The following is a 25,992-nucleotide window of genomic DNA, read 5'->3' as shown; positions in this document are numbered from 1 at the left end:
AATCGTCTGAATCCAGGAAAAAAAAAGGTGACCTAAAGGTCACCTTTTTTACTGGTTAGTTAACGCTTATTCACGAAACAGTGCTTCAATGTTCAGGCCCTGTGTCTGCAGGATTTCGCGCAGACGACGCAGCCCTTCCACCTGAATCTGACGGACACGTTCACGGGTCAACCCGATTTCACGGCCCACATCTTCCAGCGTTGCCGCTTCATAGCCTAATAGGCCGAAACGACGCGCCAACACTTCACGCTGCTTGGCATTCAGTTCAAACAACCACTTAACGATGCTTTGTTTCATATCATCGTCCTGCGTGGTGTCTTCCGGGCCGTTGTCTTTTTCATCGGCCAGGATATCCAGCAGCGCTTTTTCGGAATCGCCACCTAAAGGTGTATCAACCGAGGTGATGCGCTCGTTGAGACGCAGCATACGGCTGACATCATCAACTGGCTTGTCTAACTGCTCGGCAATTTCTTCAGCACTTGGCTCATGATCAAGCTTGTGCGAAAGTTCACGCGCGGTACGCAGATAAACATTCAGCTCTTTAACAATGTGAATCGGCAGACGGATAGTACGGGTTTGATTCATGATCGCCCGTTCAATTGTCTGACGAATCCACCAGGTGGCGTATGTTGAGAAACGGAACCCACGTTCTGGGTCAAACTTCTCTACAGCGCGAATCAGGCCAAGATTACCCTCTTCAATCAGATCCAGCAGAGCCAGACCACGATTGCTATAACGGCGGGCAATCTTTACCACCAAGCGTAAGTTACTTTCAATCATGCGGCGGCGAGAAGGAATATCACCCCGCAGTGCACGGCGCGCAAAGAAGACTTCTTCTTCTGCCGTCAGCAGTGGTGAGTAACCAATCTCTCCGAGGTAAAGCTGCGTCGCATCCAAAACGCGTTGCGTCGCACCCTGTGACAACAGCTCTTCTTCCGCTACGTCGTTGTTATCACTAGGTTCGTTCTCAACGAGAGCCTTCTCATCAAAAACCTCAGCTCCGTTGTTTTCCTCGAATTCCGCATCTTCATTTAAATCGGTAACTTTCAGCGTATTCTGGTTCATTAGCGGCTCCTACCCGTGATCCAAGGGCAGAACCAAGGTTCTGCCGGATTATCGCTGCGGTAAATAACGCAACGGGTTTACGGATTTCCCCTTGTAACGAATTTCAAAGTGCAATCTTACTGAACTGGTACCGGTGCTACCCATGGTAGCGATTTTTTGCCCCGCCTTAACTTCCTGTTGTTCCCGGACCAGCATAGAGTCGTTGTGGGCGTAGGCACTCAGGTAGTCATCATTGTGTTTGATGATGATTAAATTGCCATACCCGCGGAGCGCGTTGCCTGCGTACACCACTCTTCCCGAAGCTGTGGCGACAACAGGTTGTCCACGCGAACCGGCGATATCGATTCCTTTGTTTCCGCCTTCCGCAGCGGAGAAGTTATCGATGATCTTCCCATCAGTCGGCCAACGCCAGCTTCCCACTGGAGTTGTGCTATTTGTCGTGCTGCTGACTGTAGGTGGTGCGACAACCGGAGCTGTGGTCGTTGCCACATTATTTGCTCCTTTCGACGGCAGCAATTTGCTACCTGACGAATTACCCGAATCATCAGAATACGTAATAACAGGTTGCTGTGCAACAGGGGTCGATTTAATTTGCGTCTGGTTTGGCGTTGCAGGCACGCCCCCCTGGGTTGCATCCGCTACGGTTATCGCATTGCCGCCGGTAATCGTCTGGCCATTCGCGTTACCTACCTGCAGCGTTTGGCCTGCGGTCAAGCCATATGGGGCTGCAATGTTATTGCGCTGAGCCAGATCGCGAAAATCGTTGCCGGTAATCCAGGCAATATAGAACAGGGTATCACCGCGTTTTACGGTATAAGTCTCGCCACCGTAGCTACCTTTCGGAATATTCCCATAATTTCGATTGTACACAATATGACCATTTTCTGTGGTCACATTATTATTATCACTAACCATTGCACCAGAGGTTGGCGCTGAAGAAGTACCACCACTTAACATTCCACCACGCGGCATCGCTGGCACACCGCTGTTTTGCGAGGAGATCATGCCACCACTTGGGGCTGAAGCCATACCGCTGTCGCCGCCGTTACTGCCTACCTGGCTAATGGGTGCCTGAGTATTATCGCCTGAGCTACAGCCCGCCAGCCAAAAACCTACCAAAGAAAGTGCCGCCAAACGGCGTAATTGAAATACTGTGCTTCCCATGCTCACTGATCCCCCGTGATGGCAACCCTGAATATTAATGTGTAACGACTGAAACCGCATTATTCACTGCGCGTAACGTCAAAAACGGTTTTTAGCATTGATAAACAAGGATAGTAACAATATCAACTGTGCCGTGCCATGTAACAGTTGTGAAGAATTGCGTAATAACGGCTCAGGCCAGATCGCCCTGCACCAGCGGTACAAACCGGACAGGTTCTATGATTTCTTCAATCAGTTCTCCACCCTGGCGACGTAAACGCTTCAACACTTGCTGGTCCTCGCCCACCGGCAGCACCATTTTGCCGCCTTCGCCCAATTGCGCTATCAGCAAAGTCGGAATTTCAGGTGGCGCTGCAGTCACGATAATGGCATCGAACGGACCGCGCGCTGCCCAGCCCTGCCAGCCATCACCATGCCGCGTTGAAATGTTATGCAGATCGAGTTGCTTGAGGCGGCGCTTAGCCTGCCACTGCAACCCTTTGATTCGTTCTACGGAGTAAACATGATTGACCAGATGCGCCAGAATCGCGGTCTGATAACCCGAACCGGTGCCGATTTCCAACACGCGCGATTCCGGTGTGAGTTCGAGCAGTGCGGTCATCCGCGCCACCATATAAGGCTGTGAGATGGTCTGACCGCTGCCAATGGGCAGGGCAACGTTTTCCCACGCTTTATGCTCAAATGCCTCATCGATAAAACGCTCACGAGGCACTTCAGCAATGGCTTTCAGCAGGTTTTCATCATGAATGCCCTGCGCGCGCAGTTGCTCCAAAAGCGTTTCGATGCGCCGATTCACCATGCCAGCTTTACCTCGGCTTGCAGCAGCCAGTCGCTCAATACCTCTTGCGCAGCATGTGCAGTCAGATCCACATGTAGCGCGATAAGCGATACATAGCCCGCATCGACGGCGGCAAAATCCGTATCCGGACCAGCATCCAGCTTCTCACCCGGCGGACCAATCCAGTACAGTGGCTGGCCGCGCGGATCCTCGGTACAGATCACCTGATCGGCCGGATGGCGGCTACCACAGCGTGTGACGCGAAAACCTTTGATTTCGGCTAACGGTAGATCGGGGACATTGATATTGAGAATGCGGCCGGTACGTAATGGCGCCCGCGAGAGCGCGCGCAGCAGAGTGCAGGTTACGCTCGCAGCGGTAGCATAGTGCTGATGTCCATTGAGCGAGACGGCGAGTGCAGGCAGTCCAAGATGCCGGCCCTCCATGGCCGCAGCAACCGTTCCGGAATAGATCACGTCATCGCCAAGATTAGGCCCGGCGTTAATACCCGACACGACAATGTCGGGACGCGGCTGCATCAGCTTGTTGACACCGAGAAACACGCAATCGGTCGGCGTACCCATCTGTACGGCAATATCGCCATTTTCATGGGTAAAAGTGCGCAACGGGGTTTCTAATGTCAGAGAGTTTGATGCGCCACTGCGATTGCGATCGGGCGCAACCACCTGCACCTCAGCAAACTCACGTAGCGCGCGAGCCAGCGTCTGAATGCCGGGAGCATGAATTCCATCGTCGTTGCTGAGCAATATCCGCATCTATTCCTGACCTTTGTTCATTCAACTGGCCCTCAACCCACCTGCTAAACGCAGCTCAACCGTAAAAAGAGGCAATCTGGCGGGACAAGGATGTTTGCATTCTAGCGGTGAGGCGCGGGAAGTGGTAGGCGAAAATCAAGGAACTGCCGGTGTTTGCCGTAACAATATGCAATTAGTGATGATGCGTGAAACAGAAATGCCCGGCGAAAAAGCCGGGCAAATGTGAAGATTACTGACGGTCAGGTAAGCTGACCGCATACAAGTACCAGGCCGAATGAGGCAACCAACCCTCCGCCCAGCGCCAGTCATCGTCTTTTCGTGTAACCGCATAACCTTCGTCGAAGGCGATGCCATCGGCAACCTGATTGGATGCACCGGTAATACCGTTAACAATGCCACCCGGCAGCGTGGTGTATTTCCATGAATTGAAGAACAGATAGCTGATATGGCGATAACCGCTGCCAGTCAGCATGCTGACATCATACGGATTGTTCCCCAGAATCCAGTTAAGCTGATCCCAGGCATAATTTTGCAGCTGCAGCGTAAAGGCTTTGTCTTCAGCAAACAGCGGCATTGCCTGACGTGCCGCCGCAGCAAGCGACGCGACGCGCGCATTTTCACCCTGCCACCACGGCGCGGCTTCACTGTCATGCGGGAAGAAGAAGCTGGTGCGCTTTTCGCCATTTTTAAGCTGAATCAGCTGGCGTGCATAGCCAAACGGATTACTGGTTTCTTTTGTCACCGCCAGCTCAAAGCCCAGTGAACGTTTCACCGTATCTTTGATTTTTGTCTGCTGATCGGGGGACGCAATGCGGGCATACTCCAGCAGCGCGATCACCGGCAGGCCAGCATCCGATGGGTGGAAGAAGGGACGCTGCTGCGCATCCGCTCTCCAGTAATCATGCCAGTTATCCAGGGATGTCAGGCGCGCCATCAGGCTTTGCGCCCGCTGTTGTGCTGCCGCCAAATAGTCAGCTTTATGCGAAGCACGATACAGTTCAGTTGCAGCCAACAGCGCGGTATAGTCATCAACGATATTTTCCTTACCGTCGTTAACCATCTGCACATTGTGTTTTTGCAGGAAAGCAAAGGCGTCTTCGGCGGTTTGCAGATACTGTTTGCGACTGAAGTTACCGTCATTTTCCATGGTGCTAGCCAGCGCTAGCGCGGCAATCGACATACCGGCACCGGAACGGAAGCTTGCCTGCCACGCCAATGGCCCAACGGCATCTTCCTCAACAATGGTTGAATCTGACTCTTTCTCTTTAATCTGCGTGCGCCAATTCGGATTAGCAATGACCCGATCCTGCGCCAGCTTCTCTTTACCCGGAGAGGAGATGGCCTGGAAGAACGATTCACCAGGACGTTTCATGCGTACCAGGAAATCTGCGCCGTAGAGACCTTCATCCAGCATACGTCGGCGATACTCATCAAAATTCTGATTATGCCTTTCGCCAAGATGTTGATATCCACGCAAGAGGCTCCAGGCCACCAGCGGAGCCTGCTGTGGATTAAAATAGGAGGTTAGATTTTGGTGTGACAGGTGTACACCGTAATCGCCGGTGGCATCATACCAGCCACCGTGCACATCAACGGTGCCCGATCCTGTGCCGGCTGGCAGCGGGAGTTTCCGATCGGCTTTGTCAAACAGGCCGGTAACGCGCTGGCTTTTGAAGTAAGCAATCACATCAGAAAGCGTGTAGCGCTCCAGCAAATCGGCACCGATGATAAAGGGCCCCGAACGGACGTCACCATCGCTACTGGTGGTTTGCAGCACGTAGCGCCCCGCTTTTTTCCAACCCGAGAAATCGGCACGGTAGAAGGTGCGATCGCCCCAACTCTGCACTTCCCCCTGCGGTTGTAAAGTGCCGCTCAGTACTTGCTGATTGGTTTCACTGTCGAGCAATACAAAGTTGACCGGCGGTTTAACGCGTGATTCGCCAGTCAATTGCACTATCGCGTTTTTCGGTGCGGCAATGTCGTAGCCCACCTGATTAATTAAAACCTGGGTTTCGGCGTGCGCGAGACCGGCCACCAGCAGCGCTGCGGTTAGCGCGGAGAAACGAATCCTCATACTCATCATCCTTTGTGTCGTGAGTGATTAAAACAGGCTAAAAGGGGCAATCATCAGGAATTTGATGTCCTTTTCGTCCTGGAAAACGTTGCCATAGCCACCACCCCAACTTGGGTTATCGCTATGATTATTGAAGGCGGTGAGATGCAGTTTAAATACGGTGTCTTTAGCCCAGCCGGATTGCACCTGCCAGACCAGATCGCCATTAATGGCGGTTTCGGTCAGGCGCTGGTTCTGTGACCAATCACCACCGCGCGCTGGTTTGCCATCCCAGCCCCAGGCAAAGGAGCCGCCGATGCTAACGCCAGGCCAGAGGATATCGCTGAGATCGACCATCATGCCGGCAAACAACGCCTTCTCGCCGTCGGCATTGAAGTCAGAACGCGAGTCCCACCACATATCGATGCGGCCTGCGGAGTTAGGGTAAATCGGTGTCATCGCGACGGTGTAATAGCCCTGTTTACCCGGCGAGTGCACCACACTGCCCTCCAGACGGAACTGATAACGATCCACCTGATACGCCAGCGTTAACCCTTGTTGCCAGGCGAATTCATCATAAACATCATGGCGGCCCGTACGATCCTGCGAGCCGTAAAATTGCCAGCTCATGCTCAGCGGATTTTCCCAAAGCGTGGTTTGACGCGCGGCCTTGGCGAAATATTTATCGAGATAGTGCGGTGATTCTCCCCACGCCAGCTCAAGCGTGTTGCCGTTTTTGAAGTCGTATTTGCCGCCTAACGAATGCAAATAGCGAATGCGCGTCTGGCGGTCAATTTCGCGAAACTCGTACATTTTGCGATACCACGGCGCTTTATATTTGTTGGCTCCCATCCATGAAAGCGACAGCGCCCCGGCTGAGCCATAATCATATACAGCTCCGACTTCAACACCCTGATAGGTGCCGGGTAAAAATCCCCACTGCGTACCCAACAACGTCTGGCCGCTCGGCTGGATATAACCGGCACGTAGCCAATAATCACCGGCCTTGAACTTCAGCGCTGCACGATAAAGATCGAGGCTATTTTTTTCGCCGACGCCGCGGTCTTCCCACATAGAGGGACCATGGCTAAAGCTAATTTCGTTAGGATGTGCCGGGCTTCCTTCAAACAGATCCCAGGTTCCAAAGGCGGCGATATCAACGCCGACAACGTCCGCCAGATAGCCCGATTGATAATCCAGCGCGCCAGTCAGCGTGCTGTGATGCAAATTGGTTTGATAGTGCTGGTAATGGCTACTATCGGGATTGAGATCTTTGCGTTCGCGATGGCGCTGCCAGTAGTACAGCGTGCCATCTAATTTGCTGTCTTCAATAAAACCTGCGGCTTCAACCGCGGGCGGTGCCGCAAACAACATCAACGTTGCCAACGGCAGCAGCGCCACTTTTTTTCCCTGAAGTAAAGCGTTCATTATATTTCCTTAAGGTGTACGCAACCCTGCGATAGCGGCCGCATACCTATTCCCTGTTGGTCAGTATTTAAAAATGTTGCGCGTCAGGCGCGGGGCGTCGTCACACTCGGCCGCGTCCAGCGACCATAAATCAGCGTTAGAATGAAGGGGACCAGGAAGGCCACGGCAATTGCCGCCACTTCATAAATCATTTTCGACTCGGGTCCTTCAAACAGACCGAGTTCAAACACGTTTAGTACTGGCAGGAAGCTGTAGGTTTTTACCTGTAGCAGTCCGGTAATGCCGCCGCCCAACGCCGCACCGATGCAGCCGAAGATAAACAACATGCGGAATTTGAGGTTTACGCCGTACAGCGCGGGTTCAGTAATGCCGAAGAAAGCGGAGAGCGAAGCCGAGATGGCAATCTGGCGGTCACGAAGATTACGGGCAATAAAGATCGCGCCGCTCACCGCGCCAAACTGCCCCATCACCGCCGACATGAACATCGCCATGATGGTGTCATAGCCCTGCACCTGAATATTAATCAGCGCGAGGGGGATGATGCCCCAATGCACACCGAATACCACGAACAGCTGGCCAATACCCGCCAGTAGAGCGCCGGAGATCATAGGACTGAGCTGATATAGCCAGCTGTAACCATTGGCGATACCGATCCCCACGTAATCGGCCAGCGGGCCGATGATGGTAAATACCACAAAGCCACAGATAATCAGCGCGAGACACGGCACAAAAACCAGCGCCGCGACGTCCGGAATCCACTGCTTCAGTTTGCGTTCAACTTTGCTCAGCAGCAGGACCGCCAGAATCGCGGGGATCACCGCTCCACCGTAAATTTTCAGGCTGATACTCAAACCAAACAGGGCGAAGTGCTGCGGCAGATCGGGCTGCGTAAGAGGAAATACCATTGCTGCGGTTAGCGCCAGCGCGGTGAAGCGGCTGGCCCCGAAACGATCGGCGGCAGTCACGGCGATAAACAGCGGCAAGAAGACAAATACGCCGCTGGCCAGGGCATTGAACATGGCAAAAAGCAGGTCATCACTGGAAACCAGACCCTGCGTTTGCAGCAGCACCATAACCCCTTTGATGACGCCAATTCCAGCCAGCACGCCGATATAGGGGGTGAAAATAGCGCCAAGCGTCGCCAGCATTTTTCCAGCAAGGCCGCGTTCGTCAGTACCCGGTTTAGCGGGCTCCACTACCGGTGCAGCACCGTGCTGCATGGCCTGATACAGCTGCTCTACCTGCGGGCCTACGACTACCTGCAGTTGTCCTGGTGCATTCACGACGCGAATCACCCCCGGCAAACCGCTAATTGCGGGAATATCGACCTTGGCTATATCGTGAATAGCCAGGCGTAAGCGAGTCGCGCAGTGCGAGATATGGCTGATATTATCGTCGCCGCCGATCTGCTCTTTGATGGCTTGCGCCAGCTTCACGTAATCGAGTTTCATCGTTGTTATCCTTATTACATCGCGCCCGATGTTAGTCGTAATCGCCCGGTTTGGTTTTGCTCTTCATCGACACACCAAAGTCGGTGAAAATACGCTGCGGCAGATTGTTGCCCTTCGCTTCCGCAATGTGGTGCGCCAGGATTTGGAAGGGCACCACCAGCAGCAGCGGCGCGATCCATTCGCTCACTTCTACACCCAGCGCCAGCGTGCGTTCGTCATTGCTTTCGCCCAGGCACAGGCTCCAGACATGAGGCGTCACGCGCTGTTCATAGTCACGTAGCAGGCGCAGACGTTCGCGAACAGGTGCATCAACATCAATAAAGAACAGGCGGTGCTGCGGGTTAATCTCAAAATAGGGGCCGTGCATAAACGCCTCTAGCTCAATTCCCTGCGAAGGCACGCGTACCGTTTCACTGAACTTGGTCTCCATCTCCTTAATCACACCCAACGCTGGACCAAAGCCAATCGAGATAAAACGTGGCGCGGCGGTAAGATCCGCCTGCCAGCGCTGCCAGAAGGTTTCAGTACGCGCAATGATGTCTGGAAGGGCTGCCGCACCGCGCTGCAGCATCGCGAGTTCTTGTTGCTCTTGTTCAGCACTCAAACGGCCGCTCTGGCGAGCGCTATGCAGGCCGATGAGCATCAGCGTCATGATGGTGGCTAAATAGCCTTTCGTAACGTAGCCAACGCGCTCTTCGCCGCTGCGGATCTCCACGGCGTGATCCACCGTCTGAGCGAGAGGACTCGCCATCTTGCTGGTCATTCCCCAGGTTGCCACGCCGTGCTGCTGCTTGAGCGCCTCAATGGCGGCCAACGTTGAAGTGCTTTCACCGCTTTGTGAAATCGCGAAAACCAGATCGGTGGTGGGATCCCAGTGCTCGTAATGCTGGAAATGAAACGGCTCCTGCACGCTGATGCGCACGCCCGTTAGCCGTTCAACATAATATTTTGCGCTTAGCGCGGCGTTAATGCTGGAGCCTGTGGCAAGCACCAGCACCGATTTTGCAGCGCCAAGCGCGGGCAAACCTTCTGGATAGTTCGCTAGCAGGTTGCTCAGCACCTCAGGCTGCTGGTGGATGTAAGTCATCATGGTGGGTTTCATTGCCGCTCCTTAAACCGATTTCCTGAAAAAACCTGAAAACGTTTTCAGGTTGCAGGCAAACTTATTTAATGGCGCAGATTAAGTCAACGAGATGATCGACAAAATGCGATCGCGCTAACAAAGCGTGGATCGCTGGGAATTAAAGGAGCGCGTAAAGAATCAGGCGGATTCGCCGGCGATCAGCGCCGGTAGCGGCGGTGCAGTTCGACGCGCCTCATCGGCTAAGATCCCGTCGAGTTGGGCCATCATCATCGTGATGATGTTCTGCCCAAGAAGCGGATTTTGATGATCGACGCTGGTGATGCGGGGAATGAAGAATTCGCTACCGGGAAAGCGCTCGCAGCTGATCACGGCAACCTGTTGAGGCACCTGAATGGCGCGATCGTTGAGGGCGCGAATGGCCCCCATCGCCACACGATCGTTGATAGCCACCAGCGCCTGCGGCGGCTGAGGCAAATCCCATAGCGTTTCAACTGCTTGATAACCGTGCTGCGGATAGAAGTTATTCAGGCAAATCCACGCCTCGCACGGCGTAACGCCCCCCTGTTCAAGAGCGCGACGAAAATGGCTGACGCGCTCGCGCGTAACCCATACTTTGCGCGACCCGCCGATAAAGGCGATATCACGCAGACCACGCGACAGCAAATGATTAACCGCCAGCTCGACACAGTGTTGGTGGTCGCGCATCACGCACGGCCAGAGATTATCCGGATGAGGTTGCCCCACCACTACCACCGCCATTTTGCTCATCAGCGTGTCCAGCATCGCCAGATAGCTTGGAGGAATAGGCGCATAGTCGCTATGACCACCCAACACGATCACGCCATCAATTTGGCTATCAATAATTGATTGAAAAATAGCGCTTTCGTCGCCTGAAGCGTCCTGACTGCGGTTGGCGGACTGCGTATCGTAAAGCGTAATTTTATAGCCGATGGCCAGGCAGGCTTGCTGAATCTGCGCCACCAGCGTAACGAAGTAGGGGTTGGTGATATCGGAAACGATGACAGCCAGAGTGTAACTCTGGCGCGAAATCATGCCGCGCGCCATCAGGTTAGGACTGAACTGATGCTCAGCAATCACTTTATCGACGCGCGCGCGCGTCTTTTCTGAAACCCACGCATGCTTATTGAGCACGCGCGAGACGGTAGTAATGGAAACACCGGCGAGCAGCGCAATATCCTTAATAGTGAGATTTTTGCTCATGATTGCCGAATGAGCCTATTCATCGCCAATCGGCGCTGCCGCACCGTTGCTCAGCAGCTCACGTACGACGCTGGTAGCAAAGCTTCCGGCGGGTAGCCAAAACTGCATCTCCAGCGTGACATCATCCCACCAGCTCCAGCGCAGATCTTTTGGTACCACGAGCATGGCGCGACGTGCCGCATCAACGCGTTCGCGATCCAGCAAAGCCAGCAGATCGGATGCGGTCGCCAGCTGTTCCTGTTCGAACGCCAGCACCTCACCCTGGGTCCCTAATTCCCCGCGTCCGGCCAGTGGCGCGGTGATACGCAGCTCATGGTTCGCAACGCGCTGTTGCAGCGACGGCAGCTCTTCAGCTTGCGCGACAAACCAACTGCCGCGACCGGCCAGCTGCAGTGCATCGCCTACCTGTACGCGATCGAGGGAACCTTCGCTTACCAGTCGCGCGCTGGTGAGCTGGTTGAACAGCTGGCTGCGCGTAGCGGAGAGTAAAATGCCTTTCATACTGCGATCGCGCGGGCGGAATTTACCCTCAGCCCACAATTTCGCCTGCGTCAGGTTGTTACCACCGCGACCAAAGCGCTGCTCGCCAAAATAGTTCGGCACGCCGTGCTGTTGGATTTGCTGCAGGCGCGTTTCAACGTCGCTGCGATCGGAAATCTGGCGCACGATTAACCGAAAGGCGTTGCCTGCCAGCGCGCCGGTGCGCAGTTTGCGTTTGTGACGGATCACCTGCAGAATTTCGACGCCCTCCAGCTGAAAACCGGCCAGATTGGGCATCGCATTGCCTGGCACGCGGAAGCACAGCGTCTGCTCGGTGACGGCATGACGATCTTTCATGCCGGCAAAGCTGAGATCGCGTACCGGCACCTTAAGGAATTTAGCGATAGCTTCGGCAACAAAGCGGGTGTTGCAGCCAATTTTACGAATGCGAACTAAAACCTGCTCCCCTTCGCCATCGAACGGATAGCCAAGATCTTCAATCACGACAAAATCTTCGGGATTGGCTTTAATCACGCCGCTGGCATTGGGGACGCCGTGCAGGTAACGCAGCTCACTCATGCCCGATCGGCCTTAATCAGCAGCGCAACCGCCTCACAGGCAATGCCCTCACCGCGACCGGTAAAGCCGAGCTTTTCTGTGGTCGTCGCTTTAACGTTAACTTCATCCATGTGACAACCGAGATCTTCGGCGATATTGACGCGCATTTGTGGCACGTGTGGCAGCATTTTGGGGGCCTGCGCAATAATCGTCACATCAACGTTGCCGATGCGGTAGCCTTTCTGCTGGATACGACGCCAGGCTTCGCGCAGCAGGCCGCGGCTGTCCGCGCCCTTAAACGCCGGATCGGTATCGGGGAATAACTTGCCGATATCGCCCATCGCCACGGCGCCGAGCAAGGCGTCTGTCAACGCATGCAGCGCCACATCGCCATCGGAATGGGCGATAAAACCGTGTTCGAAGGGAATACGCACCCCACCAATCACTAACGGACCTTCGCCGCCAAAAGCGTGAACGTCAAAACCGTGACCGATACGCATCATGCGCTCTCCTGTAACTGAATCTGGGTAAGATAGAAGGCCGCCAGCGCCAGATCTTCTGGCCGCGTCACCTTAATATTGTCACTGCGCCCGCTCACCAACTCAGGATGATAACCGCAATACTCCAGCGCTGACGCTTCATCAGTAATGGTAGCGCCTTCATGGAGTGCGCGCGTCAGGCAAGCGGTGAGCAGTTGATGCGGGAAAAATTGGGGTGTTAACGCATGCCATAAATCTTCGCGATCCACGGTATGCGCAATGGCGTTTTTGCCCGGCTCGCCGCGTTTCATGGTGTCGCGTACCGGCGCGGCTAAAATCCCGCCCACCTTGCTGTATTCACGTATTGCCAGCAGGCGCGCTAAATCGTCAGGATGCAAACACGGGCGCGCAGCGTCGTGTACCAGCACCCATTCGTGATGCTGAATGGCGTTTAAACCCGCCAGCACCGATTCGGCGCGCGTGTCGCCACCCGTCACTCTGACAATTCGCGAATCCTGCGCCAGCGGCAGCGAATCAAACCAGCCGTCGTCGTTACTGACCGGCACAATGACCTGTTTAACCGCCGGATGAGCCAGAAGCCGTGCGACGCTGTGTTCAAGAAGGGTGAATTGACCAATGGTCAGATACTGTTTTGGGCAGGCAGCCTGCATACGGCTGCCCACACCTGCGGCGGGCACCACGGCAATCACATCCGCAAGGATCGGGCGCTGGTTCATGGCTTATCGTTGTTGGTTTTGCGCAGCTTGTTGCGCGTTACGTTTGTTCTGGTCTGGCACCAGACGATAGAAAGTCTCACCGGGCTTAATCATGCCCAGTTCATTGCGTGCGCGTTCCTCGATCGCTTCAGAGCCGCCATTGAGATCGTCAATTTCGGCAAACAGCTGATCGTTACGCGCTTTAAGTTTGGCGTTATTCGCCTGTTGTGACGCCACGTCATCGTTGACGCGCGTATAGTCATGAATACCGTTCTTACCCAGCCACAGGGAATATTGGAGCCATCCCAGCAGCACGAGTAGCAGTAACGTCAGTTTTCCCATCCCCGCCCCCTGAAAAACGGCCCAATCATCCCATAACTTGACGCAGGACTCCACTGCGGCGGCGAAAATGCTGCGTACCCGCGATGATCCGGGCAAATAATGACAGAGAGAGGCGCGAGACGGCAGGTAAAGTTTTGTAACCAGCCGATGCGTTTGCACATCAGGTGCGGGTTACCAACCTGAAAGAAATGAGAACAGCAGCCAGAACAGGCACACCACCACCATCGCCGTGGCGATACCGCTCCAGAATAAGTGGGTGCGGAAAGTCAGGCTCAGCACGATGCCAATCAGCACCGAAACCGGTAATAGCGCGAGGAAGAAGGGCCAGGTGTAGAGGAAGAAGAACAGCGTATTGGAGCCGTAGAGCAAGAACGGAATCGCCAGCGCGCACCAGTACGAGAGAAAGCCAATCACGCCGCCCGGCAGCGATGAGCGAGGCTCATCTGGGGTGCGTTCATCTTTACGGGCTAGCATGGGCGTTACGTTCTGCATAGAGATCCTGTTGACGCTAAGCGCGGCAAACCCAAGAGGATTCGCCGCTGTCGATTCAGGATTTGATGATATCGCGGTGACGCAGCAGGTCTAACAATTGGCCGGTCAGTTTTGTAACCAATTGTTCGCCATCAAGATGGATTTCAGGGGCTTCTGGCGCTTCATACACGCTGTCGATACCGGTGAAATTACGCAGCTCGCCGGCACGGGCTTTTTTGTAGAGGCCTTTGGGATCGCGCGCTTCACACACCGCTAACGGCGTATCGACAAACACCTCAACGAACTGCCCGTCGCCCAGCAGATCGCGCACCATTTGGCGCTCGGCACGATGCGGCGAGATAAAGGCGGTCAACACCACTAAACCGGCATCGACCATTAATTTCGCCACTTCGCCCACGCGGCGGATGTTCTCTTTACGATCGTCATCGCTAAAACCAAGGTCACGGCACAGGCCGTGACGCACGTTGTCGCCATCCAGCAGGTAAGTGTTCACCCCGGCGCGATGCAGCGCCTGCTCCAGCGCGCCGGCCACGGTGGATTTGCCCGAGCCGGAAAGTCCGGTGAACCACAGCACCACGCCTTGATGGCCATGCTGCTGTTCGCGCTCCTCGCGCGTTACCGGATGATCGTGCCACACCACGTTTTCATCGTGCTGCGCCATTACTTACCACCCAGCAGGTCACGCGCGTTCCAGTGCGGGAAGTGACGACGCACCAGCGCGTTCAGCTCCAGCTCGAAATCGCTGAACTGACCTGCTTGCGTACGCACATCGCTAAGCGGCTGATTGATCATCCCCGCGCCGACCGTGACGTTGCTCAGGCGATCGATAAAGATCATGCCGCCGGTGACCGGATTCTGACGATAGGCATCCAGCACCATCGGTTCGTCAAAGGTCAGTTCCACCAGGCCGATGCCGTTGAGCGGCAGGCTATCAACCGTGCGTTTCTCTAGCGAGTTAATCTCCACCTGATGAATCACTTTCTCCACGCGCGCACGGGTTTTCTTCCCGGCGATCTTCACTTCATAGCTTTGACCCGGCTGCAGCGGCTGCTCGGCCATCCACACCACGTCCACCGTGGCGGATTGCACCGCTTGCAGATCGGCAGCGGCATCTACCAGCAGATCGCCACGGCTGATGTCGATCTCATCTTTCAGCACCAGCGTAATGGCTTCACCGGCACCCGCTTCAGGCAAGTCGCCATCGAAGGTCACGATACGCGAAATGGTGGATTCCACGCCTGATGGCAGCACTTTCACGCGCTGGCCCACTTTCACCACGCCAGATGCCAGCGTACCGGCATAACCGCGAAAATCGAGGTTCGGACGATTGACATACTGCACCGGGAAACGCATCGGCTGATGATCCACCACGCGGTTCAGTTCAACGGTTTCCAGTACGTCGAGCAGAGTTGGGCCGCTGTACCACGGCATGGTCACGCTCGGCGTCGCCACGTTGTCGCCTTCCAGCGCCGACATCGGCACAAAGCGAATATCAAGATCGTCCGGCAGCTGCGCGGCGAAATCGAGATAATCCTGTTTGATCTGCTCGAAGGTCTCTTGCTTATACTCCACCAGATCCATCTTGTTGATGGCGACCACCAGATGTTTGATGCCCAGCAGCGTGGAGATAAAACTGTGACGGCGCGTCTGATCCAGCACGCCTTTTCGCGCATCGATCAGCAGGATCGCTAAATCGCAGGTCGAGGCGCCCGTCGCCATATTGCGCGTGTACTGTTCGTGTCCCGGCGTGTCGGCAATGATAAATTTGCGCTTCTCGGTGGAGAAGTAGCGGTATGCCACATCAATAGTGATGCCCTGCTCGCGCTCGGCCTGCAAACCATCGACCAACAAGGCGAGGTCAAGCTTCTCGCCTTGGGTACCATGACGTTTGCTGTCGTTGTGCAGCGAGGAAAGCTGATCTTCATAAATTTGACGCGTGTCGTGCAGCAGGCGACCAATCAGCGTACTTTTGCCGTCGTCGACGCTACCACAGGTGAGGAAACGCAGCAGGCTTTTGTGTTGTTGCGCGGTCAGCCAGGCTTCTACGCCGCCCTGATCGGCAATCTGTTGTGCAATAACGGTATTCATCTGCGTCTCCTTAGAAATAACCCTGACGTTTTTTCATTTCCATCGAACCGGCCTGGTCGCGGTCAATCACGCGCCCCTGGCGTTCACTGGTGGTGGAGACCAGCATCTCTTCAATAATTTCCGGCAGCGTCTGCGCTTCGGATTCCACCGCGCCGGTTAACGGCCAGCAGCCGAGGGTACGGAAACGCACCATACGCTGTTTGATCACTTCGCCGGGCTGCAGATCGATACGGTCGTCATCGATCATCATCAGCATACCGTCACGTTCCAGCACCGGGCGCGGCGCAGCAAGGTACAGCGGCACGATTTCGATATTTTCCAGGAAGATGTACTGCCAGATATCCAGCTCGGTCCAGTTGGAGAGCGGGAACACGCGAATACTTTCGCCTTTGTTAATCTGGCCGTTATAGTTGTGCCACAGCTCCGGGCGCTGGTTTTTCGGGTCCCAGCGGTGGAAGCGATCGCGGAACGAGTAGATACGCTCTTTAGCGCGCGACTTCTCTTCGTCACGACGTGCGCCGCCAAAGGCCGCATCGAAGCCATATTTATTGAGCGCCTGCTTCAGGCCTTCGGTTTTCATGATGTCGGTATGCTTGGCACTGCCGTGTACGAAGGGATTTATGCCCATCGCCACGCCTTCCGGGTTGCGGTGCACCAGCAGCTCCGCACCCATCGCTTTCACGGTGCGATCGCGGAACTCGTACATTTCACGGAATTTCCAGCCGGTATCAACATGCAGCAGCGGAAATGGCAGCGTGCCTGGATAGAAGGCTTTGCGTGCCAGATGCAGCATTACCGAGGAGTCTTTGCCGATGGAGTACATCATCACCGGATTACTGAACTCGGCCGCCACCTCGCGGATGATATGGATACTCTCTGCCTCCAGCTGGCGCAGATGAGTAAGACGATTTTGGTCCATAATTTTTCCTCAAGCCAAATTGACAACGGCGGACTCACGAGCCCCCTGCTGTGCCGAATGTTGGAACCAGGCCAATTGCCCGTGCAAATTCACTACTTCGCCAATCACTAACAGTGCGGGCGTGGGCGCGGCGGCTGCCAGCGACTCCAGTTGATCTAATGTCCCGGTCAGCACCTGCTGATCCTGACGCGTGCCGCGGCCAATCACCGCCACCGGCGTGGAGGCCGCGCGCCCATGTTCGATAAGCCCGGCGGCGATTTCCGCTGCTTTCACCGTGCCCATGTAAATCGCTAAGGTTTGCCGTGCGCGCGCCAGCGACGGCCAATCAATGCCGTCACCCTCCGCGCGGCAGTGCCCGGTAATAAACAACACGCTCTGCGCGTAGTCGCGATGAGTGAGCGGGATACCGGCATAGGCGGTTGCGCCCGCTGCCGCGGTAATGCCGGGCACCACCTGGAAGGGAATCCCGGCGGCCTGCGCGGCCTGCAGCTCTTCGCCACCGCGACCAAAAATAAACGGATCGCCACCTTTCAGACGCACCACGCGTTTACCCTGCTGCGCCAGGCTCACCAACAGCTGATTGGTCTCTTCCTGCGGCACCGAATGCGCACCGGCGCGTTTGCCGACGCAGATGCGATCGGCATCGCGGCGCACCAGCTCTAACACTTCATCGCTGACCAGATGGTCATACAGCACCACATCAGCCAACTGCATCACCTGTAAGCCCCGCAGCGTCAGCAACCCGCTGTCGCCTGGACCGGCGCCAACCAGCGTAATTTCGCCCTGGTTATCACTGTCATTCTCCAGCTCATGATCGAGCGTGCGGCGCGCTTCGTTCACATTGCCCGCCGCCATCTGGCTGGCGAACAGCCCGTTAAAGGCGCGCTCCCAAAAACGACGACGTTCAGACATGCGGTGATAGCGCTGCTTCACTTTGTCGCGCCACTGCCCCGCCACTTCGGCCATCTGCCCAAGGTTGGCAGGCAACAACGCCTCAATCTTTTCACGCAGCAGACGGGCCAGCACCGGCGCGGTGCCGCTGGAGGAGATCGCAACCACCAGCGGCGAGCGATCGACAATCGATGGGAAGATAAAGCTGCATCTCGGCTGATCGTCCACCACGTTCACCAGCTTGTGGCGCGCGTTGGCGGCTTCAAATACCTGGGCATTGAGCGCGTTGTCATCGGTAGCGGCAATCACGAGGAACACGCCGTCCAGCTGGGCCGGATCGAAGCTGAGGGCGATCCATTCAATCGCCTTAATCTCCAGCAACGCCTGCAGTTCATGGCCGAGATCGCGCGCCGCGACCAGCACGCGCGCGCCGGCGCGCCGCAGCAGCTCAATTTTGCGCGCAGCAATGTCGCCACCGCCGACAACCAGCACCGGACGGCTTTTGAGATCGGCAAAGAGAGGCAGATAATCCACGTTAACCTTGCTAGTTTTACAATAAGTTAACGCGACTATACGTCCCGCCCTTCCGGCAGATGAAATTACGAATTGGAATGAGTAGTTACCGAATGGAATAACGACCCAGGATTACTGATAACATTTTGTGCTTAACAAATGATATTGCTGGTGTTTCGGAGCAAATCAAATTGTGCAAGCGTCGTCACAGTTTCATACTATCTCGGAATTTTTTTAGCATGACGGGATGTCAGAAAAGGATAATAACTATGTTTGCCACTCTCCGCCGCACCGTGCTGGCTGCACTGATTGCGGGCGGTTTGCCTTTCTTTGTTCAGGCAGCGAATCCCCTCGCGCCGGGACACTTTGCAGAACAGCAGCTACGCCATATCGCCACCTATTTTCCTGGCCGCATGAGCGGCAGTCCGGCCGAATTGCTGACCGCCGATTATTTACAGCAGCAGTTTGACCAGCTCGGTTATCAGAGCAACACCCGCCAGTTCAACACCCGCTATGAATGGGTGGAGAAAAAGGGTGAGAGCCGCACCCATAAAGTCACCGCCACGTCGGTGATTGCCGCACGTGCCGGGGAGGTGCCGCAGGAGATCCTGATCGTTACCCACCTGGATACCTGGACACCGCTCAGCCGCCATGAGGCCGATAACAATCTCGGCGGCCTGCGTTTGCAGGGCGTAGATGACAATGCGTCTGGCCTTGGCGTGATGCTGGAGCTGGCGCAGGCGCTGAGCAAAACCCCGCTACACTATGGCGTGCGCTTTGTGGCGCTGAGCGCCGGTGAGGCGGGCCTGCACGGCATGGATGATTACCTGGCGCGCATGAGCGCGCAGGAGAAGAAGAACACGCTGCTGGTGGTTGATCTCAATAGCCTGATTGTGGGCGATCATCTCTACTTTAATAGCGGCATCAATACGCCGTCGGCGGTGCGCAAGCAAACCAGCGCGCGTGCGGTGCAGATCGCACGTCGTTATGGTATTTCCGCCGCCAGCCATATTATGACCGCACGTGATTATCCGGGCGTGAATCCGTTTGATAAAGCCGGTATGCCGTTAATGGATGTCACCGCCGCCAACTGGACGCTGGGCAACAAAGATGGACAGCAGCAGCGCGCGCGTTCCAGCCATTTTCCGGAAGGCAACGTGCGCCATCAAACCGATCGCGATAACCTGAATTATCTCGATCGCTGGCTGCCAGGCCGTATTACCCAACGCACGCGCGATAGCGTAAAGATTTTGCTGCCGCTGCTGACCGAACTCGCCAATCCGACAACCTAAGGATTCACTATGTACGTGGTATATCTGAACTATTTTCGTCCGGTAGAAGAAGTCGAAGCGTTGCTGGCACCGCATATCGAGTGGCTGGACCGCTATTTCGCCAATGGTGTGTTTATCGCGGCGGGACGTAAAGAGCCGCGCACCGGCGGCGTGATCCTGGCTAAGGATATCGATCGCACACGACTGGATACCATCCTGGCGGAAGATCCGTTTGTCGCGGTGGCGCATTATGAGGTGACGAAGGTGAATGTGACGCGGGCGGCGGAGGCGTTTGCGGGGTTGCAGGGGGTTTAGGTTGGGTGCGATTTTTCCCGCATCCTAACCTTCTCCCGCAAGCGGGAGAAGGAACTGTTTAGGTGGTGCTGCGTATTAAATCTTCGCTCGATTGGCTCCCTCGCCCGCTTGCGGGAGAGGGCTGGGGTGAGGGGAAAAACGACCTAATCACCCTTCATGTAACCCGCACTCGCGCTTCAGGCCGAAGAAACGCGTCTCTTCTTCTGCCATGCCCGGCTCCCACTTCCTGGTGGTGTGCGTATCGCCGACTGACAGATACCCTTCATCCCACAGCGGATGGTATTTCAGTCCGTGCTGCTTCAGATACTGGTGCACCTGGCGGTTATCCCAATCAATGATCGGCAGAATCTTGAACACGCCGCGCTGCACCGCCAACACTGGCAAACTGGCGCGACTGCCCGATTGATCGCGGCGCAGGCCAGCAAACCAGGTTTGCGCCCCCAGCGTTTCCAGCGCGCGGTTCATCGGCTCGACTTTATTAATCTGGTTGTACTGCTCAATCCCTTCGACACCCTGCTCCCACAGTTTGCCGTAACGCGCTTCCTGCCACGCCGCGGAGGTCTCCGCACGGAAGATCTGCAGGTTGAGATTGAGCTTGTCCGTCAGCTCATCAATAAAGCGATAGGTTTCCGGGAACAGATAGCCGGTATCGGTCAGGATCACCGGGATGTCCGGTTTTTGCTGCGTTACCATATGCAGCAAAACCGCCGCCTGAATGCCAAAGCTGGATGACAGTACAAATGCACCCGGCAGATGTTCCAGTGCCCAGCTGACGCGCTCTTCGGCCGAGCGCTTCTCCAGCTGCACGTTGCTCTCTGCCAACGCCATAATGCGATCCACTTTTGATGAACCATTCAGTGCTGCGAGATCGAGTACCGTCATACTGCCTCCGAGTCCCAAAAATCACGGGCGGGATCAACCACGGCTTTAATGATGCCTGCACGAATCACAAAGTCACCGAAACCTTCATCGGCCTGACGCTCGGTTGCCCAGCGCGCCACCAGTTCATCGATACTGGCGAGGATTTCGCCTTCGTTGATATTCTCGCGATACATGCGCGGAATACGCGTACCCACGCGGTTGCCGCCAATATGTAAGTTGTATCGACCCGGCGCTTTACCCACCAGACCCAACTCCGCCAGCAAAGCACGTCCGCAACCGTTCGGGCAACCGGTAACGCGTAGCACTATGTGCTCTTCACCCACGCCATGCTTATGCATGATCTCTTCCACCTTGGTGACGAACGACGGCAGGAAGCGCTCGGCCTCGGCCATGGCCAGCGGACAGGTCGGGAACGCCACGCACGCCATCGAGTTTTCACGTTGCGCCGTCACGGCTTCCATCAAACCGTGTTCACGGGCGATGGCTTCAATCTGTGCTTTTTGCTTCTCGGGTACGCCAGCCACAATCAGGTTCTGATTAGCAGTCAGACGGAAATCACCCTGATGAACTTTGGCGATTTCGGCGATACCGCGTTTCAGCGGGCGGCCCGGATAATCCAGCAGACGCCCGTTCTCGATGAACAGCGTCAGGTGCCATTTTTTATCAATGCCTTTCACCCAGCCGATGCGGTCGCCGCGCGTGGTGAAGGTATAGGGGCGGATTGGCTCAAAGGTAATACCGGCACGTTTTTCCACTTCAGCTTTAAACGTTTCGACGCCGACACGTTCTAGCGTGTATTTGGTTTTGGCATTTTTACGATCGGTACGATTACCCCAATCACGCTGGGTGGTGACAACTGCGGCCGCTACATCAAGCACCTTTTCCAGCGGCAGGAAACCGAATTCACTGGCGGTGCGCGCATAGGTGGCTTTGTTACCGTGATCGATCGACAACCCCCCGCCGACCAGCAGGTTAAAACCAATCAGCTTGCCCTGCTCGGCGATAGCGATGAAGTTCATGTCATTGGCATGCAGATCGACATCGTTATGCGGCGGCACCACTACCGTGGTTTTGAATTTTCGCGGCAGATAGGTTTCACCCAGAATCGGTTCTTGATCGGTGGTGGCGACTTTCTCTTTATCCCACCAGATCTCAGCATAAGCACGGGTTTGCGGCAGCAGATGTTCAGAGAGCTTCTTCGCCCACTCGTACGCTTCCTGATGCAGTTCTGACTCAACCGGATTTGAAGTGCATAGCACGTTACGGTTTACATCGTTCGCCGTTGCCAGCGCATCCAGTCCGACCTCGTGCAGCATCTGGTGCGTCGGTTTCACGTTCTTCTTCAGAATGCCGTGAAACTGGAAGGTTTGGCGGTTGGTTAAACGAATGCTGCCGTAAATGGTTTTATCGGTGGCGAACTTATCAATCGCTAGCCACTGCGTTGGCGTGATGATGCCGCCCGGCAGACGGCAGCGCAGCATCATGGCGTGACGCGGCTCAAGCTTCTGCGCGGCGCGCTCGGCACGGATGTCGCGGTCATCCTGCTGATACATGCCGTGGAAACGGATTAGCAGGAAGTTATCACCAGTGAAACCGCCGGTCAGGCCATCGTCGAGATCGTCGAGGATGGTACCGCGCAGATAGTTGCTCTGTTTTTTTAGACGCTCAGCGTCGACCAGCTTGCCTTCAACGACCAGCGGTCCAGGATGTTTTTCGCTCATTAGTAAACGTCTCGCTGATAACGGCGCTCAATGCGCAGCTCACTCAAAAATTCGTCAGCCGTTTCACGATCCATGCCGCCGTGTTCGACCACCACATCCAGTAATGCTTGCTCAACGTCTTTCGCCATGCGATTAGCATCGCCGCAGACGTAAAGGTGCGCGCCCTCTTCAATCCAGCGCCACACTTCCGCGCCTTTCGCACGGATTCTATCTTGTACGTAAACTTTCTCGGCCTGATCGCGCGACCATGCCAGATCGATATTTGTCAGCAAGCCATCTTTGACGTACTTCTGCCACTCCACCTGATAGAGGAAATCATCGGTGAAGTGCGGGTTGCCAAAGAACAGCCAGTTTTTGCCGCCTGCGCCATCGTTATCACGCTGCTGCATAAAGGCGCGGAACGGCGCGATGCCGGTGCCCGGGCCAATCATTATCACCGGGGTTTCCGGATTTGCCGGCAGGCGGAAATTGTCGTTATGCTCGATGAAGACGCGGATTTCGCCCTCTTCTTCAATGCGATCCGCCAGCCAGGTGGATGCCCCGCCGCCGCGCTGACGACCATCGATCTCAAAGCGCACCGCACCCACGGTGATATGCACTTCGCTTTCGGTTTCCGCTTGCGAAGAGGCGATGGAGTAAAGGCGCGGCGTCAGCGGACGCAGCAGACCGGTAAGTTGTTCTGCATTCAATTCAGTAGGTGCCTGACGCACCATATCGACAATCGGGAAACTCTGCGCATAGCTCTGCAACTTCGGCTTGTCGCCGGCCAGCGCCAGCAGCGCATCGTTGCGTGACAAGGCAGCATACTGCTCGACAATTTGCGGCGTGTTCACCGTCAATTCGAAATGTTTTTGCAGCGCTTCAGTCAGCGGCAGCGTTGTGCCCTGCACCTCAACCGGCTCGTCACCTTTCAGCCACACCAGCTGCAGCAGTTCCTGCACCAGCTCGACATCGTTTTCAAACCACACCCCGAGCGCATCGCCCGGCTGATAGCGCAGGCCCGAATCGCCAAGGTCGATTTCGATGTGACGCACATCTTTATCTGAATCACGGCCAGTGATTTTCTGGTTAGCGGCAAAGCTGGCGGTTAATGGCGCTTCTTTAGTATAGGGGCTGCTGTCGACTTCATTGACGGCGCCCGCCGCGGTGACGGCCGCCTGCGCTGGCGACTCACTTGGCACGCGGGCTTTGAGAATCTCAGTAATCTGCTGACGCCAGGCACTGGCCTGCTCTTTGTATTCAACATCGGCATCCACGCGATCCAGCAGGCGCTCTGCGCCCAGCTCAGCCAGACGTTCATCAAAATCTTTTCCGGCTTTGCTGAAAAATTCATAAGAGGTATCGCCAAGGCCGAAGACGGCAAAGGCAGTGCCTGCGAACTTCGGCGCTTTCTTCGATAGCAGGAACTTATGCAGCGCGACGGCCTCTTCCGGCGGCTCGCCTTCGCCCTGCGTGGACGTCACGACCACCAGCAGCTTTTCCTGGCCAATTTGCTTGAATTTATAATCGCCGGCATTCACCAGGTTAACGCTCAGCTTCGCGGCCAATAGGTCATCGCGCAGCTGCTCAGCGAGGCGACGTGCGTTACCGGTCTGCGAGGCGGAGATCAGCGTGATGGTCGGTGCTTCTGACTGAATCGGCGCGGGGGCGGCAGCCGCACCCGGCGTTTGGTTGACCATGCCCCAAAAGTAGCCAGAGAGCCAGGCCATCTGCGTGGTGTTGAAATCCGTGGTCGCCGCCTGTAAGCGCGCGAGTTGCTCCGGTGAAAGCGGAAGCAGTGAACCTGGTGCCTGAGTCGTCATTGCGTTAAAAATTCCAGTGTCAGAAGTCCGGATCAATATGTTGCGGAAGAGTGCGTAGGTTACCGGGCTGTATATTAACGATTAAATACGCCTTCGACATATTAAATAACCAAAATGACTAAGTGGTTTTTCGGGTAAAGTTAACCAGCAAAAGTGGTAAATGAAGGCGATACGATTCAATGAGTTAATTAGGCGTTTTTCGCGGTGCGCCAGCGTAAAATGCCCTTTTCACGGCGAGCGGGTGCGAAAAATCTGCATTTCAGGTAGACTTCAGCGGTTTTTAAGTCTGAGAGCCATTATGTCTACCACCTTATTTAAAGAGTTCCAGTTTGAATCTGCACATCGTCTGCCACATGTGCCGGAAGGCCACAAGTGTGGACGCTTGCACGGCCATTCGTTCCTGGTGCGATTAGAAATTACCGGCGAAGTGGATGCGCATACCGGTTGGGTAATGGATTTTGCCGAACTCAAGGCGGCATTTAAGCCTCTATATGAACGTCTCGATCATCACTATCTGAATGACATTCCGGGACTGGAGAATCCTACCAGCGAAGTGCTGGCCAAGTGGATTTGGGATCAAATGAAGCCGCTTCTGCCCGAGTTGAGTGCGGTGATGATTAAAGAGACCTGTACCGCAGGTTGCGTGTATCGCGGTTGAGGTCAGTGAAGCAGTAACCGTTGAGTGAGGTCGCCATGAATGGCGACCCTACGTTTACAGAGCTGGGTTTTTCGTAGGGTGCGCATTCATGCGTACCGTGCCGACTCAGGCAATATTCAGATATTTGTGCGTCTGCATTGAAAGCCGCCAGTTACGGGCGATACAGGTTTCAATACACAGTTTGGTGGCAGCATCACCGCGACTGATCGGCTGTAGCGCCACAATGCGCTTTTTATCGTCGTGCAATCCTGCCAGCAACGCATCCAGCGCTTCGACGTCACGCTCACGCGCTACCGGATGTTTAATTTCATCCGCACGTTGTAGCGCCTGCGGCAGCACATCGTAACCACCGCGCATATTCACCTTTGGTGAAACCGTCACCCAGGTCGCCTCTGAACACTGCACTTCATGCGTGCCGCTGGTTTCGATCTGGCACGCAAATCCCGCCACTTCTAACGCTTCCGTCAATGGACGCAGGTCGAAAATCGCCGGTTCACCGCCGGTAATCACGACATGACGTGCGGTCCAGCCTTGACGCTGGATAGTGTCGAGAAGCATCGCGGCATCGGCGCTGCCCCACGCATCGCTCTCCACGGTCTTCACCAAAATATCACCCAGCGAGGTCTCCCGATCCGCCCGCTTTTCCCAGGTATGTTTGGTATCACACCAGCTACAGCCCACCGGACATCCTTGTAAGCGGATGAACAGCGCCGGAACACCGGTGTAAAAACCTTCGCCCTGCAGCGTCTGGAACATTTCGTTAATCGGGTAGAACATTTTTCACTCACATCTAAAATTTGAGGCGCAGATTATGGCAGATCTTGCGCGCCGAGTAACAGCTGCTT

General features: G+C 55.5%; 25 protein-coding genes. 3 read left to right on the top strand and 22 right to left on the bottom strand.

Annotated features, from left to right (window positions below):
- Window positions 1-66 precede the first annotated feature (66 nt).
- The 18 genes from rpoS to cysG form a co-directional block, all read right to left on the bottom strand.
- On the bottom strand, window positions 67-1,065 hold the full coding sequence (gene rpoS / locus AAGR08_RS03325) for an RNA polymerase sigma factor RpoS (protein WP_097096268.1): 999 nt from the start codon (window positions 1,063-1,065) through the stop codon (window positions 67-69).
- A gap of 48 nt (window positions 1,066-1,113) precedes the next feature.
- Window positions 1,114-2,229, bottom strand: a complete 1,116-nt coding sequence (gene nlpD, locus AAGR08_RS03320) for a murein hydrolase activator NlpD (protein ID WP_097096267.1) — start codon at window positions 2,227-2,229, stop codon at window positions 1,114-1,116.
- Window positions 2,230-2,401: 172 nt separating this feature from the next.
- Entirely contained in the window at window positions 2,402-3,028 is a 627-nt protein-coding gene (locus tag AAGR08_RS03315; RefSeq protein WP_061719940.1) for a protein-L-isoaspartate(D-aspartate) O-methyltransferase, read from the bottom strand.
- Window positions 3,022-3,783 (bottom strand): 5'/3'-nucleotidase SurE, encoded by a 762-nt coding sequence (gene surE, locus AAGR08_RS03310; protein ID WP_345828523.1) that lies wholly within the window; start codon window positions 3,781-3,783, stop codon window positions 3,022-3,024. Before surE ends, AAGR08_RS03315 begins: the two co-directional genes overlap by 7 nt.
- Before the next feature lie 229 nt (window positions 3,784-4,012).
- Window positions 4,013-5,857, bottom strand: a complete 1,845-nt coding sequence (locus AAGR08_RS03305; RefSeq protein ID WP_345828522.1) for a glycoside hydrolase family 9 protein — start codon at window positions 5,855-5,857, stop codon at window positions 4,013-4,015.
- A 27-nt stretch (window positions 5,858-5,884) separates the two neighbouring features.
- Window positions 5,885-7,264: an OprD family outer membrane porin gene (locus tag AAGR08_RS03300; protein ID WP_345828520.1), complete on the bottom strand. Its 1,380-nt coding sequence runs from the start codon at window positions 7,262-7,264 to the stop codon at window positions 5,885-5,887.
- Window positions 7,265-7,347: 83 nt separating this feature from the next.
- The gene (locus AAGR08_RS03295) at window positions 7,348-8,715 is read right to left on the bottom strand and encodes a PTS transporter subunit EIIC (RefSeq protein WP_097096263.1); all 1,368 of its coding nucleotides are present in this window, start codon (window positions 8,713-8,715) and stop codon (window positions 7,348-7,350) included.
- Window positions 8,716-8,746: 31 nt separating this feature from the next.
- Entirely contained in the window at window positions 8,747-9,817 is a 1,071-nt protein-coding gene (locus AAGR08_RS03290) for an SIS domain-containing protein (protein ID WP_345828518.1), read from the bottom strand.
- Between the two features lie 159 nt (window positions 9,818-9,976).
- Complete coding sequence (locus tag AAGR08_RS03285) at window positions 9,977-11,020, bottom strand: LacI family DNA-binding transcriptional regulator (RefSeq protein WP_061719934.1); 1,044 nt, start codon at window positions 11,018-11,020, stop codon at window positions 9,977-9,979.
- 15 nt (window positions 11,021-11,035) lie between these two features.
- The gene (gene truD / locus AAGR08_RS03280) at window positions 11,036-12,079 is read right to left on the bottom strand and encodes a tRNA pseudouridine(13) synthase TruD (RefSeq protein WP_345828515.1); all 1,044 of its coding nucleotides are present in this window, start codon (window positions 12,077-12,079) and stop codon (window positions 11,036-11,038) included.
- Window positions 12,076-12,558, bottom strand: a complete 483-nt coding sequence (gene ispF, locus AAGR08_RS03275; protein ID WP_097096259.1) for a 2-C-methyl-D-erythritol 2,4-cyclodiphosphate synthase — start codon at window positions 12,556-12,558, stop codon at window positions 12,076-12,078. The genes truD and ispF overlap by 4 nt, the downstream gene beginning before the upstream one ends.
- A complete protein-coding gene (gene ispD, locus AAGR08_RS03270) occupies window positions 12,558-13,274 on the bottom strand; it encodes a 2-C-methyl-D-erythritol 4-phosphate cytidylyltransferase (RefSeq protein ID WP_345828513.1) in 717 nt (238 codons plus the stop codon). Before ispD ends, ispF begins: the two co-directional genes overlap by 1 nt.
- Window positions 13,275-13,277: 3 nt before the next feature.
- Complete coding sequence (gene ftsB / locus AAGR08_RS03265) at window positions 13,278-13,595, bottom strand: cell division protein FtsB (RefSeq protein ID WP_013510229.1); 318 nt, start codon at window positions 13,593-13,595, stop codon at window positions 13,278-13,280.
- A 171-nt stretch (window positions 13,596-13,766) separates the two neighbouring features.
- The gene (locus AAGR08_RS03260) at window positions 13,767-14,087 is read right to left on the bottom strand and encodes a DUF3561 family protein (RefSeq protein WP_097096257.1); all 321 of its coding nucleotides are present in this window, start codon (window positions 14,085-14,087) and stop codon (window positions 13,767-13,769) included.
- Window positions 14,088-14,142: 55 nt separating this feature from the next.
- Complete coding sequence (cysC, locus tag AAGR08_RS03255; protein ID WP_345828506.1) at window positions 14,143-14,748, bottom strand: adenylyl-sulfate kinase; 606 nt, start codon at window positions 14,746-14,748, stop codon at window positions 14,143-14,145.
- On the bottom strand, window positions 14,748-16,175 hold the full coding sequence (gene cysN, locus AAGR08_RS03250) for a sulfate adenylyltransferase subunit CysN (protein ID WP_345828505.1): 1,428 nt from the start codon (window positions 16,173-16,175) through the stop codon (window positions 14,748-14,750). The genes cysC and cysN overlap by 1 nt, the downstream gene beginning before the upstream one ends.
- Before the next feature lie 10 nt (window positions 16,176-16,185).
- Window positions 16,186-17,094, bottom strand: coding sequence for a sulfate adenylyltransferase subunit CysD (gene cysD, locus AAGR08_RS03245; RefSeq protein ID WP_007893231.1), 909 nt, complete (start codon window positions 17,092-17,094; stop codon window positions 16,186-16,188).
- A 9-nt stretch (window positions 17,095-17,103) separates the two neighbouring features.
- Window positions 17,104-18,519 (bottom strand): siroheme synthase CysG, encoded by a 1,416-nt coding sequence (cysG, locus tag AAGR08_RS03240; protein WP_345828503.1) that lies wholly within the window; start codon window positions 18,517-18,519, stop codon window positions 17,104-17,106.
- A 248-nt stretch (window positions 18,520-18,767) separates the two neighbouring features.
- On the opposite strand from cysG, the gene AAGR08_RS03235 reads away from it, so the two are divergent.
- Together AAGR08_RS03235 and AAGR08_RS03230 are read left to right on the top strand one after the other, a co-directional pair.
- Window positions 18,768-19,790 carry an aminopeptidase gene (locus AAGR08_RS03235; RefSeq protein WP_345828501.1) on the top strand — a complete coding sequence of 341 codons (1,023 nt, stop codon included), beginning with the start codon at window positions 18,768-18,770 and terminating at the stop codon, window positions 19,788-19,790.
- A 9-nt stretch (window positions 19,791-19,799) separates the two neighbouring features.
- Window positions 19,800-20,084, top strand: a complete 285-nt coding sequence (locus tag AAGR08_RS03230; protein ID WP_345828500.1) for a YciI family protein — start codon at window positions 19,800-19,802, stop codon at window positions 20,082-20,084.
- A gap of 147 nt (window positions 20,085-20,231) precedes the next feature.
- On the opposite strand, the gene AAGR08_RS03225 is transcribed toward AAGR08_RS03230, so the two are convergent.
- The 3 genes from AAGR08_RS03225 to cysJ are packed head-to-tail and all read right to left on the bottom strand — an operon-like array spanning window position 20,232 to window position 24,489.
- Complete coding sequence (locus AAGR08_RS03225) at window positions 20,232-20,966, bottom strand: phosphoadenylyl-sulfate reductase (protein ID WP_345828498.1); 735 nt, start codon at window positions 20,964-20,966, stop codon at window positions 20,232-20,234.
- Window positions 20,963-22,687: an assimilatory sulfite reductase (NADPH) hemoprotein subunit gene (gene cysI / locus AAGR08_RS03220; RefSeq protein ID WP_097096248.1), complete on the bottom strand. Its 1,725-nt coding sequence runs from the start codon at window positions 22,685-22,687 to the stop codon at window positions 20,963-20,965. Before cysI ends, AAGR08_RS03225 begins: the two co-directional genes overlap by 4 nt.
- On the bottom strand, window positions 22,687-24,489 hold the full coding sequence (gene cysJ, locus AAGR08_RS03215) for an NADPH-dependent assimilatory sulfite reductase flavoprotein subunit (RefSeq protein WP_345828495.1): 1,803 nt from the start codon (window positions 24,487-24,489) through the stop codon (window positions 22,687-22,689). Before cysJ ends, cysI begins: the two co-directional genes overlap by 1 nt.
- Window positions 24,490-24,787: 298 nt before the next feature.
- On the opposite strand from cysJ, the gene queD reads away from it, so the two are divergent.
- Complete coding sequence (queD, locus tag AAGR08_RS03210; protein WP_097096245.1) at window positions 24,788-25,147, top strand: 6-carboxytetrahydropterin synthase QueD; 360 nt, start codon at window positions 24,788-24,790, stop codon at window positions 25,145-25,147.
- Between the two features lie 105 nt (window positions 25,148-25,252).
- On the opposite strand, the gene queE is transcribed toward queD, so the two are convergent.
- Window positions 25,253-25,924 carry a 7-carboxy-7-deazaguanine synthase QueE gene (queE, locus tag AAGR08_RS03205; RefSeq protein WP_097096243.1) on the bottom strand — a complete coding sequence of 224 codons (672 nt, stop codon included), beginning with the start codon at window positions 25,922-25,924 and terminating at the stop codon, window positions 25,253-25,255.
- Window positions 25,925-25,992 lie beyond the last annotated feature (68 nt).

This window comes from Pantoea sp. BRR-3P (genome assembly GCF_039621635.1).
Classification (GTDB): Bacteria; Pseudomonadota; Gammaproteobacteria; order Enterobacterales; family Enterobacteriaceae; genus Pantoea; species Pantoea floridensis.
Note: the sequence above shows the minus strand (reverse complement) of the source record. Positions and strands in the feature narration are given on the sequence as shown.